The organism is Vibrio aerogenes (assembly GCF_024346755.1).
Taxonomy (GTDB): Bacteria; Pseudomonadota; Gammaproteobacteria; order Enterobacterales; family Vibrionaceae; genus Vibrio; species Vibrio aerogenes.
In genome coordinates this window covers 3,860,161-3,879,080 of record NZ_AP024861.1, presented here as the reverse complement: position 1 = coordinate 3,879,080, position 18,920 = coordinate 3,860,161, and the positions used below count along the sequence as shown (strand labels likewise).

At 44.8% G+C, this 18,920-nt stretch carries 17 protein-coding genes and 1 pseudogene; 13 read left to right on the top strand and 5 right to left on the bottom strand.

Annotated elements, in window-relative coordinates:
* Window positions 1-6 precede the first annotated feature (6 nt).
* The 12 genes and pseudogenes from OCV29_RS17340 (at window position 7) to OCV29_RS17285 (ending at window position 11,771) form a co-directional block, all read left to right on the top strand.
* Window positions 7-1,350, top strand: a complete 1,344-nt coding sequence (locus tag OCV29_RS17340) for an AAA family ATPase (protein ID WP_073604362.1) — start codon at window positions 7-9, stop codon at window positions 1,348-1,350.
* Window positions 1,347-2,099, top strand: a complete 753-nt coding sequence (cpaB, locus tag OCV29_RS17335) for a Flp pilus assembly protein CpaB (protein WP_073604361.1) — start codon at window positions 1,347-1,349, stop codon at window positions 2,097-2,099. Before OCV29_RS17340 ends, cpaB begins: the two co-directional genes overlap by 4 nt.
* A 71-nt stretch (window positions 2,100-2,170) precedes the next feature.
* The gene (locus OCV29_RS17330) at window positions 2,171-3,601 is read left to right on the top strand and encodes a type II and III secretion system protein family protein (protein WP_370737207.1); all 1,431 of its coding nucleotides are present in this window, start codon (window positions 2,171-2,173) and stop codon (window positions 3,599-3,601) included.
* A 10-nt stretch (window positions 3,602-3,611) separates the two neighbouring features.
* Complete coding sequence (locus OCV29_RS17325; protein WP_073604359.1) at window positions 3,612-3,878, top strand: hypothetical protein; 267 nt, start codon at window positions 3,612-3,614, stop codon at window positions 3,876-3,878.
* A gap of 29 nt (window positions 3,879-3,907) precedes the next feature.
* Window positions 3,908-5,113 carry a pilus assembly protein TadG-related protein gene (locus OCV29_RS17320; RefSeq protein ID WP_073604358.1) on the top strand — a complete coding sequence of 402 codons (1,206 nt, stop codon included), beginning with the start codon at window positions 3,908-3,910 and terminating at the stop codon, window positions 5,111-5,113.
* Between the two features lies 1 nt (window position 5,114).
* Entirely contained in the window at window positions 5,115-5,546 is a 432-nt protein-coding gene (locus OCV29_RS17315; protein ID WP_073604357.1) for a TadE/TadG family type IV pilus assembly protein, read from the top strand.
* A complete protein-coding gene (locus OCV29_RS17310) occupies window positions 5,543-6,055 on the top strand; it encodes a TadE/TadG family type IV pilus assembly protein (RefSeq protein ID WP_073604356.1) in 513 nt (170 codons plus the stop codon). Before OCV29_RS17315 ends, OCV29_RS17310 begins: the two co-directional genes overlap by 4 nt.
* Window positions 6,056-6,065: 10 nt before the next feature.
* Window positions 6,066-7,292: an AAA family ATPase gene (locus OCV29_RS17305; protein WP_073604355.1), complete on the top strand. Its 1,227-nt coding sequence runs from the start codon at window positions 6,066-6,068 to the stop codon at window positions 7,290-7,292.
* A 71-nt stretch (window positions 7,293-7,363) separates the two neighbouring features.
* Window positions 7,364-8,796, top strand: a pseudogene (locus tag OCV29_RS17300) (CpaF family protein).
* 9 nt (window positions 8,797-8,805) lie between these two features.
* Window positions 8,806-9,774 (top strand): type II secretion system F family protein, encoded by a 969-nt coding sequence (locus OCV29_RS17295; RefSeq protein ID WP_073604354.1) that lies wholly within the window; start codon window positions 8,806-8,808, stop codon window positions 9,772-9,774.
* Window positions 9,775-9,784: 10 nt separating this feature from the next.
* Entirely contained in the window at window positions 9,785-10,735 is a 951-nt protein-coding gene (locus OCV29_RS17290) for a type II secretion system F family protein (RefSeq protein WP_370737208.1), read from the top strand.
* Between the two features lie 19 nt (window positions 10,736-10,754).
* Window positions 10,755-11,771: a tetratricopeptide repeat protein gene (locus OCV29_RS17285; RefSeq protein ID WP_073604352.1), complete on the top strand. Its 1,017-nt coding sequence runs from the start codon at window positions 10,755-10,757 to the stop codon at window positions 11,769-11,771.
* Window positions 11,772-11,814: 43 nt separating this feature from the next.
* Here OCV29_RS17285 and tusA read toward each other — a convergent pair whose 3' ends face one another.
* Together tusA and ilvY are read right to left on the bottom strand one after the other, a co-directional pair.
* Window positions 11,815-12,081 carry a sulfurtransferase TusA gene (gene tusA / locus OCV29_RS17280; RefSeq protein ID WP_073604351.1) on the bottom strand — a complete coding sequence of 89 codons (267 nt, stop codon included), beginning with the start codon at window positions 12,079-12,081 and terminating at the stop codon, window positions 11,815-11,817.
* A 185-nt stretch (window positions 12,082-12,266) separates the two neighbouring features.
* A complete protein-coding gene (ilvY, locus tag OCV29_RS17275) occupies window positions 12,267-13,157 on the bottom strand; it encodes an HTH-type transcriptional activator IlvY (protein ID WP_073604350.1) in 891 nt (296 codons plus the stop codon).
* 231 nt (window positions 13,158-13,388) lie between these two features.
* On the opposite strand from ilvY, the gene ilvC reads away from it, so the two are divergent.
* Complete coding sequence (ilvC, locus tag OCV29_RS17270) at window positions 13,389-14,873, top strand: ketol-acid reductoisomerase (RefSeq protein ID WP_073604349.1); 1,485 nt, start codon at window positions 13,389-13,391, stop codon at window positions 14,871-14,873.
* 56 nt (window positions 14,874-14,929) lie between these two features.
* Here ilvC and ubiK read toward each other — a convergent pair whose 3' ends face one another.
* From ubiK to OCV29_RS17255, 3 genes are all read right to left on the bottom strand, one after another.
* On the bottom strand, window positions 14,930-15,196 hold the full coding sequence (gene ubiK, locus OCV29_RS17265) for a ubiquinone biosynthesis accessory factor UbiK (protein ID WP_073604348.1): 267 nt from the start codon (window positions 15,194-15,196) through the stop codon (window positions 14,930-14,932).
* Window positions 15,197-15,341: 145 nt separating this feature from the next.
* Entirely contained in the window at window positions 15,342-15,572 is a 231-nt protein-coding gene (locus OCV29_RS17260; RefSeq protein WP_139281609.1) for a hypothetical protein, read from the bottom strand.
* A 273-nt stretch (window positions 15,573-15,845) separates the two neighbouring features.
* Window positions 15,846-18,917, bottom strand: coding sequence for a multidrug efflux RND transporter permease subunit (locus OCV29_RS17255; protein WP_073604346.1), 3,072 nt, complete (start codon window positions 18,915-18,917; stop codon window positions 15,846-15,848).
* Window positions 18,918-18,920 lie beyond the last annotated feature (3 nt).

The following is an 18,920-nucleotide window of genomic DNA, read 5'->3' as shown; positions in this document are numbered from 1 at the left end:
GCAGGGATGAGCCTTGCGAAATCTTCGAAAGACAGCCACCGTGTGCCGTTAAAACCACAGGCTGTCCCACCAAAAGTGCCGACATCATTCAGTGAACTCCATATTCCTAAAGTGGTGATGGAAAATCTGCTGATCAAGCATTTAGCCGCGTATCCGAAGTCAGATTTGCTTGAGCTGGTTGGACTGATGGCGATCAGTAGCCATATGATCAAGGAATTACTGGAAGATTTGCGTGCCAAGTCTCTCGTTGAGATATTTCAGCCGGATAAAGCCTCGGCTTCCGGGCATGTTCGTTTTGCACTTTCTGAAGCCGGACAGCAGGAAGCGGATGCCGCTTTTGCCAAAGATGCTTATCTGGGGCCTGCACCAGTATCACTGGATGACTATGACCAACTGGTGTCTCAGCAGGATGTTAGGCTGAATGATATTACCCGGCCGGATGTTGAACATGCACTCAAAGAAGTGATCGGCTCTGAAAGGATGATTTCTTTGTTGGGACCGGCAATCAACTCTGGCAGAGCTTTACTGCTTTATGGGGATGCAGGGACCGGAAAAACTTTTGTTGCGACCAGAATCCTGAACTCGCTCAACACCTCTGTTTTCGTTCCTTATGCAGTTTATGCAGCCGGAAATATTATTAAGGTTTTTTCTGAACAACACCATAAGCGAGTCCGATCTGAACAAGATAATATGCAGAGCCTTTCATTTAAAGATCAATATGATAAGCGTTGGGTGTTGTGTGAAAGGCCCAATATTCAGGTGGGTGGTGAGCTGACGATGGATATGCTGGAAGTCAATCATTCTGAGCATAACCGGGTTTGGCTGGCGCCGTTACAAATGATGGCAAACAACGGAATTCTGGTGATCGATGATTTAGGACGCCAGCCAATGCCCGTGGCAACTTTACTGAATCGCTGGATTGTTCCGATGGAATACTTCTTTGATCACCTATCATTACCGAATGGCCAGCAAATTACGATTCCGTTTATTTTGACACTGGCTTTCTCAACAAACTTAGACCCTGAAGGTATTGCAGACCCTGCTTTTCTGCGAAGACTTGGATATAAAATACATTTTCATCTGCTTTTACAGGATGAATACCACATATTGTGGGAAAAAACGACACATCATCGTTCGTTACGGCTGGGTGAGACGTCTTTTGAAACATTAATCCAGCTTCATCAGTTACATGAAGTTGGTTTTTATCCGTGTTTACCGAAAGACCTTGTAGGAATTAGTCGCGACATCATCGTGTTTGAAGAAGCACCACCGGTGATTACACCGGAAATTATCAGACAGGCATGGGCTGTTTATTTCACGGATGATGGAAACGGGGGAGGCAAACGATGAGCCGTAATCAGGTTATTTTACTTTTTTTACTTTCTGTTTTATTTGGGTTAGCAGCCGTTTTCTTTGCCCGGCAATGGATGTCTCGTCAGATACAACCACAGGCAGAAGTTGAGGTGGTTGAACGGGAACCGATTGTTGTTGCTGCTTTGGAAATACCGGCAGGAACTGTCATTGAGTCACAGCATCTGACTCGTAAGTTACTGGAGAAAGATTGGCGGGGAGAAAATCAATATACCGTTGAAGAAGAGTTAATCGGCAAAGTTGCCCATGACACTATCTACCCCGGAGAAATATTGATCACTCAGCGGATAAGTAAGAAAGGTGAAGGTGCGACATTAGCTGTATTAATTCCGGAAGACAAAAGGGCGGTCACAATTCGGGTGAACGATGTCATTGGCGTTGCCGGCTTTTTGTTACCCGGAAACCGGGTTGATGTTTTGGGGACGGTGAAATTCGGGAAAAATTCAGCATCAACAACTACAGTGTTGAAAGATATCAGAGTATTGGCAGTTGATCAGAAAGCCCGGACCAGTGAGAACAAGCCTGTGATTGTCCGTGCGGTAACTCTGGAAGTTGAGCCTTTTCAGGCTGAAAAATTGCTGACGGCGCAGACCAGAGGTGACATTCATCTGACGTTGCGGAATCCTCAGGCATTGCAGAAAGAGAAAAAGGCTGTCCGCAGGTATGTGGCACCGAGTGTGACCATTATTAAAGGGACTGAAACCTCCAAAGTGAAAGTAAGAGATTGAGGTGAGTGATGAGATACATATGGATAGTTTTCATACTCTTTTTGAGCCAGGGTGTTTGGGCTGAAGTATCAATGGTTGGTGGTAAGGTTCTGTCTATTCCTCACCACAAGTCTGCGTACGTCGGGTTGACGGGTAAGGCGTCACGAGTTTCTCTGGGAGACCCCGAGGTGTTGGATATCGTTATGCTGAAATCAAATGAATTGTTTCTGATAGGAAAAAAACTCGGTACAACGAATCTGATGGTTTGGGACCGGCGAGGAAGGTTGATTGACTCAATCGATATAGAAGTGATTCACGATTTAAATAGTCTGAAGTCGAAGTTATACGAATTTTTACCTGATGAAGAGATTAAAGTTCACAGTGCAAAAGATCGCTTGATTCTGAGTGGGCAGGTTAGTTCTCAATCCAGAATGATGCAGGCACTGCGGATTGCAGAAACTTATGCCGCTGCTCAGAGTGTGGAACAGTCAGCTGCCGGTGGCGTGAATGCAATCAAGGCCGCTGGCGATAAAAAAGATGATAATCCGGTTGTGAATTTAATGACGATTGGTGGTGCCCAGCAGGTGATGCTGGAAGTCTCTGTTGCCGAAGTTCAGCGAAGTCTGGTTCGCCGGTTTGATTCAAATTTCCACTTCTTTGAAGCGAATGGCAAGTTTTCATGGGGAGGCACTTCTGCGGGTGGTGTGATTGATGATGATCTTGTCGGGGGGCTGATTGGGCCTATTTTTAACGCGCCATCTATTGATGAGACAGGATTACTTTCTACATTTATTGACGGAGATTCACTCTTCACTCTCGCTTTAGATATCGCGAAAGAAAATGGTGTCGCAAAAGTACTCGCAGAGCCAAACCTGACAGCATTAAGTGGTTCGAAAGCCCGCTTTCTTGCTGGCGGGGAGTTTCCGATTCCGGTACCGGATGATGATGGGATTACCATTGAGTACAAAGAATATGGTGTGATATTGAGTTTTACACCGACTGTGCTGAGCGATAAGCAGATCAACCTGGAGTTGTCTGTTGATGTGAGTGAAATTGCCAGTACCAGCACGTTTACTTATAACTTGTCGGGTACAGACAGCACTTTTTACATACCACCAATTACCCGCCGAAGTGCTTCGTCAACAGTTGAATTAGCCGATGGACAGACCATTGGAATTGCGGGTCTTTTGAGTGAAAACGTCAGGGATTCTATCCGGAAATTGCCAGGATTCGGCGATATTCCGATTTTAGGTCAGCTGTTTCGTAGTCAGGAGTATATTTCCGGAGAGACTGAGCTGGTGATTTTAGTGACGCCAAGGCTGGCGAAACCCATCGATCGCAGCAAAGTGACTTTGCCGACCGATACTTTTGTTGAGCCGAATGATTTGGAGTATTACCTGTTGGGGCAAGGTGCGTCTCTCAGCCGTAAGCCTGGCTCCAAACCGGCCATTCGGGTGCAAAGGGCCAGTCATATCGGAACCCGGACTGGTGGTTCTGAAGGTGCTTTCGGGCATGAAATGTAAGGAGTCCGTGATGAATAAACACATTTATTTTTCTCTGATCGCCGCTTGTGTCATGGCTTTGAGCGGGTGTGTCAATCCACCACCTTTAGGTCAGAGTATGAATAGTGTCCGGATGGCACAAATCTATAATCCGGATGCAACAGAAGAGAATGTGGCGGTCATTCCTGTCGGCATTGGTGAGCGCATGGAAAATGCGTATCAGGGTTATGTCGGAGAAGACAAACAGAAAGCATCGAAATCTCAGTCACCGGTCAATTTTATTTTTGGTGGTCAGTAGAAAACACATGATGTTTCGGAGTATTGAAAATGAACTATTGTGCGTATGGTAAACCAAAATCTCAAAAAGGGTTAGTGCTGGTGTTGGTTACAGCGGCAATGGTGGCTTTATTTGGGGTAATGGCATTAGCAATCGATGTAAACCATGCGTTCCTGAATAAAACCCGTCTGCAAAATGGGGTGGATGCAGCAGCATTAGCCGCAGCTTTGGTGCTGGATAGTGGCGGAAGTGATGCAGACGCAATCACAATGGCGAATAATACGCTGACGAAAATGAAGGAAGCCAGTGGGAATCAATCTATGGATTTTTCTGCGGCGACCATTTCTGTGACCTTTTCTAATGACCCGGAAACCTTTCCGGATCCCGGATATAGCAGTTTGATTGATGACCGTTTTGTCCGGGTGGCCGTATCTAACTATCCGTTAAATGCTTTTTTTATCGCGGCATTTGGGGTGGATAAAAAGCTGTCTGCCAGTGCCGTTGCCGGTCCGAGTTCAGCCAGTACCAGTATGTGTAATGTGGTGCCGATGGCTGTGTGTGCCGGAGAAGATAGTGGTTCATCTGGTTATAATGCAGGGCAGGTTTATGCATTGAAAGTTGCCAGTAAAAATCAATCATCTATGGGGCCGGGTAACTTCCAGTTACTGGACTTTGGTTCAGGTGCCTCTACGGTTCGACAAGGCTTGGCTGGAAGTTTTACCGGATGTGTTGGGGTGGGAGATACTGTTACGACTAAGCCAGGGAACACTGTAGGCCCTGTAGGGCAGGGGTTGAATACTCGATTTGGCGTTTATAGTGGCGGTGGGCTCAGTTCAGCAGATTATCCACCTGATATTTATGTCAAAGAACCAGATTCTCAGGCAACAATCGATAATGATGGCAATGTTATTTATACGGATAGCTGGGGTTATGACGACTATGAACAGGAAGCACCTGTTTGTTCTGGATCTGATTGTTATCTGAATTCCGGGGGAGAATCTGGGAGACGGGTTTTGAAAGTTCCTATCGTCAATTGCTCCGGAACATCTGGAGGAACGACCACATTATCGATTGAAGCTCTGGGTTGTTTTTTTCTGTTGCAGCAGGCACCAACAAATAATTCCGGTAAGCAAGCTGTATTTGGAGAATATCTTGAAGATTGCTCTGTCACTAACAGCTCCTCCGGAAATAACAGCAGCAATCAGGGACCCTACCGAATTGTCCTGTATGACGACCCGCTAAGTGAGGAGTCCTGATATGAAAAGGAATGGATTTAGCCAGCAGGGGATTGCCGTCGTTGAATTTGTGATTGTGATTCCGGTGGTATTAGTGCTTTTGGTTGGTATTGTTGAGTTTGGCTCGGCATTGGTCCGCTATAACACGCTGAATAAGATGGTTCAGAATGGTGTTCGGTATGCGGTGACGGATATTTATGGTACGGCTTCTTCTGACCAAATCGCCAGCGTCACCAGTATCAAAAATATGGTGTTATATGGTCACACAGGCACCGGAACAACACCATTGCTGGAAGGGGTCACAGCCAGTGATATTACAGTGACACACGCTAATAAATATGTGTCTGTCACTGTGAGTTACGATTACACGCCACTATTGTCAATTGTGCCATCGGTTGTGATGGACATGAGTTTTGACCTGACCGCGACCGCAGTTTCGAGGACTTCGCTATGAAGTTGAAAAAACATCAGTCCGGTGTTTCGATTCTTGAATTCACTCTCCTGGCGACCAGTGTCTTGCTGGTGCTGTTCAGTGTGATTGAAATGGGACGCTATGTGTATTCTTTACAAATGGCAAATGACCTGACCCGTAAAGTTGCCCGCATGGGTGTGGTTTGCCACGTGAATGATAAAGATGATCTGGCGACGCTGGCCATGCAGAACTACGCCCCAGCAGGATTTACTGCAGGCAATCTGATTATTGAGTATCTGGATGATTCCGGACAGCCAGTGAGTATCAATGCAGGGATGAGTTCTGATGACTATAATGATGCATATGCAACGATAAAATTTGTCAGGGTACGTGTTTCCAATTATCAGTATCAGCTGATTGGCTTTTTAAGTTTTCTGGCTGAAGGGGGCGTGATTGCAATGCCGGATATGGAAACAACATTGCCAATTGAGTCTTTAGGGGTGGTTCGCCCGACGCTTGCTCACCCTGAATCCCGGCATACCGATTGTTAGAGGGTGCATGATGACAAAAACAATAAAGTTAGTGCCTGACGGGCAGGATCAAATTCGGTTGAAGACGACCATTACTGTATGGGTTTTATATGCAACTGAATTTTTTAAGTGCCATATGGTGAAGCAGTTGTCACGTTGCTACAGTATTCATTTTGAATGCTTACAGCAAAGCAATGAAATGCTGGGCAATATTTCCCGGCTTGCGATTCCGGATGTCATTTTTGTTGAAACGGGCTCTGACTGGGCAAAGCGGATTACAGAGCTGCAAAATTTTAATGTCGATAAGGAAAAAGATGAAGATGAGCTGGACACCTTATTGATTGTATTTGGTGATGAAAGTGACAATTTATCTTTGCGGGTGGCTCTGAAATTAGGTGCGACCGACTTTATTTCTCAGCAGGCGGTCCTTGAAGACTTTGCCGGTATGCTGCATTCCATTGCTGAAGATAAGCTGGCAACCCGGCACTTGTCAGAGGTTTACCTGTTTTTAAATACGAAAGGTGGCTCCGGGGCGACAACCGTGGCACTGAATACTGCCGTCGAGGTAGCGATGCAGCACACTGATCGGGTATTGCTGCTTGATCTGGATATTCATTTTGGTGTGGTGATGGACTACCTGAATATCAATCCGGTTTACAGTCTGAATGATGTTATTGCAAATCTGGCGGATCTGGATGAAGTGTCTCTGCGGAGTCTGGTGACACGGCATAATTCAGGGTTACATATTCTGAGTTTTAAACACGAAAACCATCAGGAAAATTTTGAAAATGCGATGAAGTTGGGAAAGCTTATTCCCATTCTGCGTGAGCATTACGATTATATTTTCATCGATCTGTCTCTGGGGATTGACCATATATTTATCCCGATTCTGAGTCAGGCAACCAGAATTTTTTTAATTACCCAGCAAAATCTGGTTTCAATCAAAAATACATCAAGAATTGCTAAAGCGCTCACCTTTGAGTATGGCGTGGCGAAGGAGCAGCTGATTCTGGTGGTAAACCGGTACGAAAAACGCCAGCAAATCAAACTGAAAGATATTGAAGAGACAATTTCCGGGCTGGAAATCCATACCATTCCAAATGATTTTAAATCCGCCATTGAGAGTGTCAATTTGGGAACACCGTTAGTCTCATCGAAGAAAAGTAGTGCGATATCCAAATCGGTTACCCGTTTTACCAGAACACTGATGCCAAAAGATAAAGAGCAGAAAAGTTGGCTTAAGCGGCTTTTTTCCTGACGGAAAGTACAGGGAGGTGACACATGTTATTCAGACGCAGAAATATTAACACCGATATCCCGGAAAAAGTGATGAGTGAAGCGCCACCTTCAGTCAAAACGACAGACATTCAGTCAGAGGTTTCTGCATCTTCTGAGTCCGGGAAAGAACAGGAAGAAAAACAGAGCCGTCTTGAGAAAAAAATCCGTGATAATGAAGAAAAAGAGAAAGCAATTCAGGAAGCACGCAAGCAGCTCGAACAAGAACTTGAAACGAAACATTATTATCACCAGCGGCTGCTGGAAACGCTGGATTTAGCTTTATTGTCCAGTCTGGAAAAAGAGTCAGCCAGAAAAGAGCTTCAGGAAGCAATTGTACAGTTGATGGCCGAAGATCAAAGCCACACACTTGGGGCTGAAGGACGCAAGCGGGTCATTCAGCAAATTGAAGATGAAGTGTTTGGTTTAGGGCCGCTGGAGCCATTGCTGAAAGATTCAACGGTGTCAGATATTTTAGTGAATGGGCCGAAAAGTGTCTTCGTTGAACGCTTCGGTAAGCTGGAGCAAACACCTTATACTTTTCTGGATGATCGTCATCTGCGCAATATTATCGATCGGATTGTCAGCCAGATTGGGCGGAGAATTGATGAAGCGTCTCCTATGGTCGATGCGCGATTAATGGATGGCTCGCGGGTCAATGCGATTATTCCGCCTCTGGCTCTGGATGGTGCTTCTGTTTCCATTCGGCGTTTTGCTGTCGATAAGTTGACGATGGATAATTTATTGTCGTTTAACTCTTTGTCAGAACCGATGGCAAAATTTATTGAAGCAGCCGTAGAAGGGGAGCTGAACATTCTGATTTCCGGTGGTACCGGCTCCGGTAAAACCACGACACTGAACATCCTGTCCGGATTTATTCCCAGTGACGATCGCATTATCACGATAGAAGACTCCGCAGAGTTGCAACTACAGCAACCTCACGTGGTTCGTTTGGAAACCCGGCCAGCGAATCTTGAAGGAAAAGGTGAGATTACCCAGCGGGATCTGGTGAAGAATTCTTTGCGGATGCGGCCTGACCGGATTGTATTAGGGGAAGTCCGGGGGAGTGAGGCGGTTGATATGCTGGCTGCCATGAATACCGGGCACGAAGGTTCTCTCGCAACCATTCACGCCAACACCCCCGTGATGCATTAAGCCGGGTTGAAAATATGTTCGCTATGGCTGGCTGGAATATCACGACGAAAAACCTCCGCTCACAAATTGCATCCGCGATTCACTTAATTGTTCAGATGGAACGGCAGGAAGACGGGAAGCGCAGGATGGTGAGCATTAGTGAGATTAATGGCATGGAAGGTGAAATTATTACCATGTCGGAAATTTTTAAATTCCAGCGCCATGGCATGGATGAAGAAGGAAATGTGATCGGCAATTATGTGGCGACTGGTGTTGTTCCACAATGTCATGAACAGCTTTCCAAACGGGGATTAGACCTGCCATTTGAGCTTTTTGCTGAGAGTTACGGATAGGAGGCTCTCATGAACGACGATATTACGCTTTTCCTGATTCTGCTTTTTTTTGCGGTAATGTTTATTTCTCAGGCATTATTACTTCCGGCTGCAGGAAGTAAAGCGAAACACAAGCAATTGACAAAGCGCCTGAAAGAAACCCAGTCGAATCTTGATGAAGAAAGTCGTTCTCTTCTTCGTGAATATTATATGAGAAGTCTGACGCCGATGGATCGGCGGTTAGTCAGATTTACCTTTTTCGAATCGATGAAAAAAAACCTGGAGCTTTCCGGTTTATATTGGACCCTTTCCAGAACTATCTCGGTGACACTGGCAATCAGTGTGTTTGCCAGTATGTTTGCATTATTGCTCAGTCAACCATGGTATGTGGCGATTGGGGCTTTTGTCTTTATCTGGCTGGCACTTCACTTTTTTATTCAAAAACGTATTTCTGACCGTCTGTCTAAATTTGAAGAACAGTTACCTGAAGCTTTAGATGTTATCCGGAGAATGTTGCAGGCCGGGCAACCTGTCACTCAGGCATTCAATGAAGTCGGTAATGAAATGCCTCCTCCTATTGGGATTGAATTTAAAAACACCTATAACCTGCTTAACTATGGTTACGATATGCGTCTGGCAATTATGCAGATGGCGGACAGAACACCTACGGTATCGATGCTGGCTTTCTCAAGTGCTGTTTTACTACAAAAAGAGACCGGGGGAAATCTATCTGAAAACCTGGAAAAGGTGTCTCAGGTTTTGCGGGCGCGGTTTAAGCTGGCAAGAAAGATTAAGACTATTTCGGCTGAGAGTCGGCTTTCTGCATGGATTTTGGTTTTGTCTCCCTTTGTTTTGTTTCTTGGAATGTCTTTGCTTCATCCGGATTATGTTAGTCCACTGTATGAAGACCCCAGAGGGTTCAAGTTAGTGAGTTTCGGGGTGATCAGTTTGTTTATTGGCTCGTTGTGGATTCGGAAAATCATTAACTTCGAGGTGTAATATGGAATTCATTGATAGCTTCCTTGAGTTACTTAGTCGTATCAATTTTAATGAAGAGTTATTTATTCTGATTGTCATTTTTATCGCTGTCACCTCGTTTGCTGTGACGGTGATTTTGGTCATTTCCGGGACGAAGTCGAAGGTAAAACGCCAGCTTGAAGATATCCGCAAAGATATGGACAGTACGCTGTTGAGAAAAAAGAACAAAAGGTTTGATACCACGCTTGAATCGATCGCTCCAATCGTTGCCCCCAGAAGTACGAAGGAGCAGGAAACTACCCGACATCACCTGATGCATGCAGGGTTTCATGACGCAAACGTATTAACAATGTACTACGCCATTAAAATTGTGTGCGGACTGATTGGTATCCTCGCTGCAACCGGTCTGTACTTTTTTATGCCGGATATGCAGCACTTATTCTTAATGATGATTGTGTTAGTCGCTGTTGGGATGTATGCCCCAAATGTCGTTTTAAGCAAGATGGTTAAAAAGCGGCAACAAAAAGTTCGGGCTGGGGTCCCTGATGCTTTGGATTTGCTGGTCGTTTGTACTGAATCCGGGTTGGGCTTTCATGCCGCATTAAAGCGGGTTGCGGGTGAATTAATGATCTCTCATCCGGAGTTTGCCGATGAGCTGGACACGGTTTGTGTCAAGATAAGCGCCGGGGTTGAAATGGTCGATGCGTTTGAAGAGTTAGTAGAAAGGACTGGTGTGAATGAAATTACTGGTCTGGTTCATATGCTGGCGCATGCTTCACGCATCGGAGGCAGTTTGTCTCAGACATTAAGGGAATATACAGAAGATTACCGGGATCGACGCAATCAGGAAATCGAAGAAATTGCTGCAAAAATACCAACCAAGATGATTTTTCCGCTGTTGATATTTATCTGGCCATGTTTTTTCATCGTTGCTATCGGCCCTTCTATATTGTCGCTGACAGCGTCATTAGGGCAGGGATAAAATGCCAAAGGAGCGAGTCATGAAACTGAAATCACTGGTTGTATTTGTTGCTGTGCTGCTGATGGGTGGCTGCGCATCCTCCTCAAAAAACGAAAAGTCATTTGATAGTCAGCTTTATGATGGCAAACCCGTAGAAACGCTGATGATGACTGATCCGCCCAAAACCGAAAAAGAAGCGATTGAGCGCGGTGATAAGGCAATCAGAGAAAACAATCAGGATTTAGCATTATTCGAGTATATTCGGTCACTCGATTTTAAAGATGGTCAGTATAAGGATAAGACTTTATATACAATTGGGCGGATTCATCAGTCAAGAAACAATTATTCGTTGGCTGAAAAGGCGTATTTCCTTGCCTTGAAAGCCAACCCGGATAATGTTGCTGTGCTTCAGCAAATTGGTTCAAACTTCAGCAAGCAGGGAGAGACAAAGCAGGGGGCCGTATACTTCATTCGTGCAATCAATGCCGATCAGGTGCGATTAAAAAGCAGGGAAAAACTGGAGAGAGACTCATTAGGTGAGGTACAAATTCATGCTTTGAAGTCAGATGAACAATCACCTGCAATGGCTTACATGGGACTTGGAATTATTTCTGATTTAGATGGTAAACACTCACTTGCGCAGCGTTTCTTTAAGAAGGCTCTCAAGATTAAACCAGATTCTATGATGTTATTGCTCAATATCGGATACTCTTACTACATGAGTGGTGATTTGGAAGAAGCGAAGCGCTCAACACTTGCTGCACTTGACCATGCTCCAAATAACCCGAAAGCCATTAATAATCTTGCGCTGATTTATCTGGCTCAGGGGAGTACATTCAAAGCCCTGAATACATTTAAACGCCATATGAAAGATTATGAGGCCCTGAATAATGTTGGATATTTTTTGATATTACAGGGAAAAGCGGAAGAAGCCGTCACGTATTTACAACAAGCGATTGATAAAAAGTCTTCCTATTATCCACTGGCAAATGAGAACCTGGAAAGAGCTTTAGCTGAAATTAAACAGGACTCAATCGACAATAAGAAGACCCGCTAAATACGATTGACCAGCCGGTGTGGCTTTACCAGCTGATGTAGATTTACCGGTCGGTGTCGTTGCAGGGTATGCCTTTACAGATAAGGTATTCGTATGGCGTTTTTTCTGTCTGAGACTCGATGAGTTGATGATCCATAAACCGGCAAAAGCTGGGAATATCACGTGTTGTTGATGGATCATCAGCAAGCACCAGCAGCATTTCGCCATCAGCCATATTACGAATTGTTTTTCTTACCATCATTAAAGGTTCCGGACAGCGCAGCCCTTCTGCCCGAAGGGTTTGATGTGCCCTGGACGAATCAATAGTCATGGTTTGTCTCTTTTTGACAATGTAGTTATGAAAGCACCGATAATACTAGAGCGTGTTTATCTTTCATAGCCTAACCTGTAGTCGCCTGAAAATAGCCTCCAGCAGGAACGGCGATGAAAGATAAACACGCTCTGGTGGCAATAAAATATTCAATCAAGGAACGATTCTTTTCCCTTACATCTGCTTTATGTTTTTTTCTTTGTCACAACCTGCCATAGCGCATTCACCAGAGGTTGTTTTAATTGTGATCGTTTACAGCAGACACCAAGTTTAAAAGGTTTGAGTAGCTGACTCTGTGGCAGACGTTGTATTTTGTCACGAACAGGGCTGTTGATAATCACGACATCCGGTGCGATGCCGACGCCATATCCTAATGCAACCATACTGACAATCGCCTCGTGTCCTCCGGTTGTCTGTGCATAAATCTTGGGTTTAATTCCCATGTCATGAAACCATTGATCTGCGGATTCTCTCGCAGTACCGGATGCCGGAACAATAAAAGGCACCTGTGACCAGTCGGGAGGCTCATTGTTTAAAGAATAGGCAAAATTAGTGATGCCGGCCGGGGCAATAACGGACAGAGAAATATCGCTGATAGTCTGGAATACAATTCTCGATGGTAGTGGATTTGGCAGGGCAGAAATTCCGATATCAGCTTCATTATTTAATAGTTTATCAATGGTTTGAGTCGGGTCACCGGTTGAAAGCTGAAAATCAATTAAGGGGTGATGTGCTCTGAAATCAGATAACAGATCCGGCAGATGGCTGTAACTGGCGGTCACGGAACAAAATAACCTGACTTCTCCTTTCAGCGTATGATGACTTTCGTCAATTTCAGCCTGAAAGTTTTGCCATTTCTCAATGATCTGCAGTGCGACCGGAATCAGTTTTTTCCCTGCGGGGGTTAGCTCTACTCTGCGGTTGTCCCGCACAAACAGGTGGTGCCCGATTTCATCTTCTAATTTCTGTATCTGCCTGCTGAGTGCCGAAGGGCTGATATGCATTGCACCAGCCGTTTTACTGAAGTTTTTACTCTCCGTCAGATGGACAAAAAGTCTGAGTATTTTGATATTCATGTTGGTGTTTTTATGTTGCACTATTCGCAATAATTAATTGTGAATATATCACTTTTAGCAACGGTTTGTCTGGTTTAAGATGAAATCAATCCGGTATGTATCACTTTCATCATATCAGCAGTTGCCTTTACGATTTTCGTCTTACTGCAGTTGAATGAGAGACAAGCCGAAACACAACATCACAAACACAACAAAAAGTGACAGACAGTTTTAAATTAAGGAGCGCCGCCTATGGCTAACTATTTCAATACACTCAATCTGCGTCAGCAGTTAGACCAGTTAGGTCGTTGTCGTTTTATGGATCGTTCAGAATTTGCAAATGAAGCGGATTACCTGAAAGGCAAAAAAATCGTCATCGTCGGCTGTGGTGCTCAGGGGTTGAACCAGGGGCTGAACATGCGTGACTCTGGCCTGGATGTTTCGTATGCACTTCGTCAGGCTGCGATTGATGAGCAGCGCCAGTCTTTCAAAAATGCGAAAGATAATGGTTTTGAAGTGGGAAGCTATGAAACACTGATTCCTCAGGCAGATTTAGTGGTCAACCTGACTCCGGATAAGCAGCATACCAATGTTGTTGAAACCGTCATGCCTCTGATGAAAGAAGGGGCTGCACTGGGTTACTCTCATGGCTTTAACATTGTTGAAGAAGGCATGCAGGTTCGTAAAGATCTGACGGTTGTGATGGTTGCACCGAAGTGTCCGGGTACAGAAGTACGTGAAGAGTATAAGCGTGGCTTTGGTGTGCCGACACTGCTGGCGGTTCACCCTGAAAATGATCCAAATGGTGATGGTCTGGAAATCGCGAAAGCTTGGGCTGCAGCGACAGGCGGACATCGTGCAGGTTGTCTGGAATCTTCTTTTGTTGCTGAAGTCAAATCTGACTTAATGGGCGAGCAAACGATTCTGTGTGGTATGTTGCAGGCGGGTTCAATCGTTTGTTATGAAAAAATGGTTGCTGAAGGCATTGATGCTGGTTACGCAGGTAAGTTGCTGCAGTACGGCTGGGAAACCATCACTGAAGCACTGAAGTTTGGTGGCATCACGCACATGATGGATCGTCTTTCAAATCCGGCAAAAATCCGTGCTTTCGAATTGTCCGAGCAACTGAAAGATTTATTGCGTCCTCTTTATAATAAGCACATGGATGACATCATTGCAGGTGAGTTTTCTGGAACGATGATGGCTGACTGGGCAAATGACGATGCTAATCTGCTGGGCTGGCGCAAAGAAACGGGTGAAACGGCATTTGAGAACTATCCTGAGTCTGATGTGAAAATTGCAGAGCAGGAGTATTTCGACAACGGTATTCTGATGATCGCAATGGTTCGTGCCGGGGTTGAGCTTGCTTTTGAAGCGATGACGGATTCAGGCATTATCGATGAATCTGCTTACTACGAGTCTTTGCATGAACTGCCGCTCATTGCCAATACTATTGCACGTAAGCGTTTATATGAAATGAATGTTGTTATTTCAGATACGGCTGAATATGGTAACTACCTGTTTGCTAATGTTGCAACACCATTGATGCGTGAACAATTCATGCCTCAGGTTGGTACAGATGTGATTGGTAAAGGCTTGGGCGAGTCATCAAATCAGGTTGATAATGCAACACTGATTAAAGTGAATGAAATGATTCGTAACCATCCGGTTGAGTATATCGGTGAAGAGCTTCGTGGCTATATGACGGATATGAAGCGTATTGCGGTTGGCGATTAATCACGACATATCCTGAACTGTTCATGAAAAAAGGGCCTGAATCATCAGGCCCTTTTTTATACGTTTCCGGAATCAGAATCAGAGAGTTTTTTCTCCATTTCTGCCACTTTGGCTTCAAGTTGCGTGAGCTTTTCTCTGGTACGCATCAGCACTTGCGTCTGTACATCAAATTCTTCCCGGCTGACAACATCCAACTTATTTAACTGTCCCTGAATGACCTGACGAACTTTCTGCTCTACATCTGCACCTAATTCTTTGACTGGTTGTGGCATTGAGTCGTGAATTTGTTTTGCTATTTGCTCTAATTTTTTTGGATCGAACATACGGATTCTGGCTCCTGATTTCGTGTATACAGACATTTTATGTAATTCACCTGTAAATGTCGTTACTTACATGGAAAAAAGGGTGGTAGCGTCGTTATCTTCTGTATTTTGAGAATTATTGGGTGTATCAGTATCAGGTACGACATTATTTCGCCTGAAATGAAGCAAGGTAACCATTCAAAAACAGATAACAAGCCCGGCCCTTTCCCTGAAACAGGATTGTCGGATGGCTGGTGCTTTGGTTCTGATGCACTTTCTCTATGTAATAATTGCTTTTATTGTACACCAGAGATAGTTTTTCCTGTTTTGTCTCTGATGTCAGCTGATTAATTTTCTCAATTTGTGCATTAATCACAGATAAGTAATTATTTTTCATCGTTTTCATACCAAAGATGTATTGCTCAAACAATAAAACGCTGTATTTTATTTTAGCTATATTTTTATATTATGCATAGTGATTTGTATCATAAATTATATTTTAGTGTGTCATCAGGGCGTGGCCTTTTGGGATTGAACAAAATTTGCACTCGACAGGTCAACAGACCCTGGTTAGTGACATAAAAAAATCTGACGGGCGGAACCCATCAGATTTTTTCAGAAGCCAGTAAGCGCAGACAAAAAAACAGGTTTTGCTCACTGAATCAGTTTTTTAAAGCTCTCGTGTTGTCTCATCTTCGACAAACACAGGTAAAGGCTTATGTTTTTCAGCCAGATATGTATAAATGACGGGCAGGACAAACAATGTAAACAATGTTCCTAATGCCAGCCCGGCAACAATCACGATACCGATACTGAAACGTTGTTGTGCACCCGCACCGGTTGCGTACATCAATGGGATCAAACCAGCAATCATTGCTGCAGTTGTCATCAGAATTGGCCGCAAACGGGTTTTGGTGGCTTCCATCACCGCATCGACCCGGTTCTTATGATGTTTCAGCTGTGCTTCTTTGGCCACTTCACAGATCAGAATACCATGCTTGGTAATCAAGCCGATCAATGTAATCAATCCGACTTGCGAGTAGATATTCATCGAAGCAGCACCCCATGCCAGTGCAACCAAAGCGCCGCTGATGGCCAGAGGTACAGAAACCATGATGACAACCGGATCTCTGAGAGACTCAAACTGAATCGCCAGAACCAGGAATATGATCGCGAGTGCCAGAAGGAAGGTTGTATAAAGCGCACTCCCTTCCGTGACATACTGACGGGATGCCCCCAGATAGTCATGGTCATATCCGACAGGCAAGGTCTCTTCAGCGAGATTATCCAGCCAGTTGATTGCATCCCCCATAGCTGCACCAGGCATAGGAACCGCTCCAATCGTCGCGGAATTTAGCTGGTTGAAGTGGGGCAATGATTTTGGTTCAGCGACTACATCAATATGAATCAGGCTTCCAAGAGGAACCATATTTCCATCAGCCGCACGCACAAAGTAATTTTTCATAGACTCCGGGTTTAAACGGAATTTACGCTCAACCTGTGGAATCACTTCATATGAGCGACCGCCAAGGTCAATCCGGTTGACATAGCCATCGGCCATCATGGTTGCCAGGGTAAGACCAATGTCCTGCATGGTGACCCCATAAGAGCCAGCTTTATCTTTATCAATACTGATTTTCATTGTTGCTGAATCAAAATTCAGATCCAATGTTGAATAGACAAACAAAGGGCTTTTCTGCACTTTTGCCAGCATATCACTGGCCAGAGAGAACAGGTTTTCAAAGCTATTGGGGGTTGTAATCACCATTTGAATAGGTAAGCCTGAACCTGCACCCGGAAGTTCCGGCATCTGGAATGCTGTGATTGACATGGCCGGAATATCCTGCACCAGAGTCTGAACACGTTTCATAACCTCTGCCTGGCTGGCTTCCCTTTGACTCCATGGTTTCATAACAGCGATACCAAACGCCTGATTCGATTTAGGAATCCCGGTAAATGCCATAGAAAGCTGAATTTCATCCTGCTTGTTCAGAATATCGCTGACCTCGGACATGGTGTTTTCCATATAGTCGAGGTTAGCGTTAGCCTGACCATTCGCAATCATCATCACTACGCCCTTATCTTCAGATGGCGCTAGTTCTGCCGGAATAAACTTAAATAAAACAGGTAGTGTGCCAAAAACAATCAAAGCAAAGAAAATGATCACCGGCCGGCGATTCATGATTGCACCAAGCATTCTCATGTAACGTTCAGTGATTCTGTCAAGAACGTCATGGACTTTTTGTTCAAAGCGAGAGGGCTCCTCATGATCTTTCAACATTTTTGAACACATCATCGGTGATAATGTCAGTGCAATAATACCGGACACAAAGACGGAGCCTGCCAACGATAATGCGAATTCTTTAAACAGGGAGCCGGTAATACCACTGGTCATGGCGATAGGCGCATATACAGCAGCCAGTGTCAGTGTCATCGCGATAACTGGCATTGCGATTTCGCGAGTACCAATAATCGCCGCCCGGAAAGGTGTTTCACCGAGTTTGACATGCCGGTCAACGTTTTCCAGAACCACAATCGCGTCATCCACTACCAGCCCGATAGCCAGTACCATCGCCAGTAATGTCATCAGATTCCATGAGAAACCGAACATTTGCATGACTAAAGCGACCCCGATTAATGATAAGGGAATCGTGACAATCGGGATCAATACAGCTCTGAAAGAGCCAAGGAAAAGGGTAATCACGATCAAAACGATCAGTGCCGCTTCCCCAAGTGTTTTAATGACTTCATGAATCGATTCATTAATCGCAATGGTTGAATCATAAAGCAACTTCATTTCGATATTACCCGGCAGATTCTTTTGCAGACGGGGAAGAATATCCCGTACACTTGCGGCTATATCAATTGGGTTTGCGCTTGGCGCGGCATTGATCGCAGTAACGACCGTGTCTTTACCATTGGCTGTTGCACGATAGGTGTCATGGCTTTTTGCCAGAGTGACCTTCGCAATGTCTCCCAGACGAACGATCTGCCCGTCATCAGAGCGAACCACCAAATTTTCAAGTTCTTCTCCGGTAGAAACCTGAGTGTCCGCATCTCCGTTGAAAATGACATACTCACCAGTTGCCTGACCTGTTGCTGACTGATAGTTATTGGCACTGAGAACGGTTAATACATCAGAGGCGGTTAGTTTCAGGGCGCCCATCTTATAAGGATCCAGCCAGATACGCAGGGCGTATGGAATTCCCCCGTATAAATCGACCTTAGAGACCCCTTGCACAGAAAAGAGCTGTGGTGTAACAACCCGCTTCAGGTAGTCGGTAATCTGGCTTGAGCTCAGCTCTTCACTGGAAAAACCAATATACATAACTGCGGTTGAAGAGCCGGTTGACATTGCGACCGTTGGGTCATCTGCTTCTTTAGGCAACTGAGAACGGACCGAATTAGTCTTGGCCAGAATATCAGACAAAGCTGCATTCGGGTCGGTATTCAGCTTCATCTTGACAGTAATTTTTGAGCTGCCCAGAACTGATTCCGAACTCATATAATCAATGTTATCGGCTTGTGCTATTGCTTGTTCGAGCGGTTGCGTAATAAAGCCCTGAATCAGATCGGCACTGGCACCATAGTAGCTGGTTGTAACAGTGACTTCAGTGTTGGTCATTTTGGGATATTCCCTGACCTGAAGTTTAAAAACGGCCTGAAATCCGAGCAGTGCAATCAGAAAACTGATTGAAATAGCCAGAACAGGACGTTTGATAAAAATATCTGTAAAGCGCATGAG

Coding starts and splice junctions, on each gene's coding strand:
- OCV29_RS17285 (WP_073604352.1), top strand. CDS start 10,755: ATGAAACTGAAATCACTGGTTGTATTTGTTGCTGTGCTGCTGATGGGT.
- ilvC (WP_073604349.1), top strand. CDS start 13,389: ATGGCTAACTATTTCAATACACTCAATCTGCGTCAGCAGTTAGACCAG.
- OCV29_RS17295 (WP_073604354.1), top strand. CDS start 8,806: ATGAACGACGATATTACGCTTTTCCTGATTCTGCTTTTTTTTGCGGTA.
- OCV29_RS17310 (WP_073604356.1), top strand. CDS start 5,543: ATGAAGTTGAAAAAACATCAGTCCGGTGTTTCGATTCTTGAATTCACT.
- OCV29_RS17320 (WP_073604358.1), top strand. CDS start 3,908: ATGAACTATTGTGCGTATGGTAAACCAAAATCTCAAAAAGGGTTAGTG.
- OCV29_RS17315 (WP_073604357.1), top strand. CDS start 5,115: ATGAAAAGGAATGGATTTAGCCAGCAGGGGATTGCCGTCGTTGAATTT.
- OCV29_RS17330 (WP_370737207.1), top strand. CDS start 2,171: ATGGTTGGTGGTAAGGTTCTGTCTATTCCTCACCACAAGTCTGCGTAC.
- cpaB (WP_073604361.1), top strand. CDS start 1,347: ATGAGCCGTAATCAGGTTATTTTACTTTTTTTACTTTCTGTTTTATTT.
- tusA (WP_073604351.1), bottom strand. CDS start 12,081: ATGACTATTGATTCGTCCAGGGCACATCAAACCCTTCGGGCAGAAGGG.
- OCV29_RS17305 (WP_073604355.1), top strand. CDS start 6,066: ATGACAAAAACAATAAAGTTAGTGCCTGACGGGCAGGATCAAATTCGG.
- OCV29_RS17260 (WP_139281609.1), bottom strand. CDS start 15,572: ATGAAAAATAATTACTTATCTGTGATTAATGCACAAATTGAGAAAATT.
- OCV29_RS17325 (WP_073604359.1), top strand. CDS start 3,612: ATGAATAAACACATTTATTTTTCTCTGATCGCCGCTTGTGTCATGGCT.
- ubiK (WP_073604348.1), bottom strand. CDS start 15,196: ATGTTCGATCCAAAAAAATTAGAGCAAATAGCAAAACAAATTCACGAC.
- OCV29_RS17255 (WP_073604346.1), bottom strand. CDS start 18,917: ATGCGCTTTACAGATATTTTTATCAAACGTCCTGTTCTGGCTATTTCA.
- ilvY (WP_073604350.1), bottom strand. CDS start 13,157: ATGAATATCAAAATACTCAGACTTTTTGTCCATCTGACGGAGAGTAAA.
- OCV29_RS17340 (WP_073604362.1), top strand. CDS start 7: ATGAGCCTTGCGAAATCTTCGAAAGACAGCCACCGTGTGCCGTTAAAA.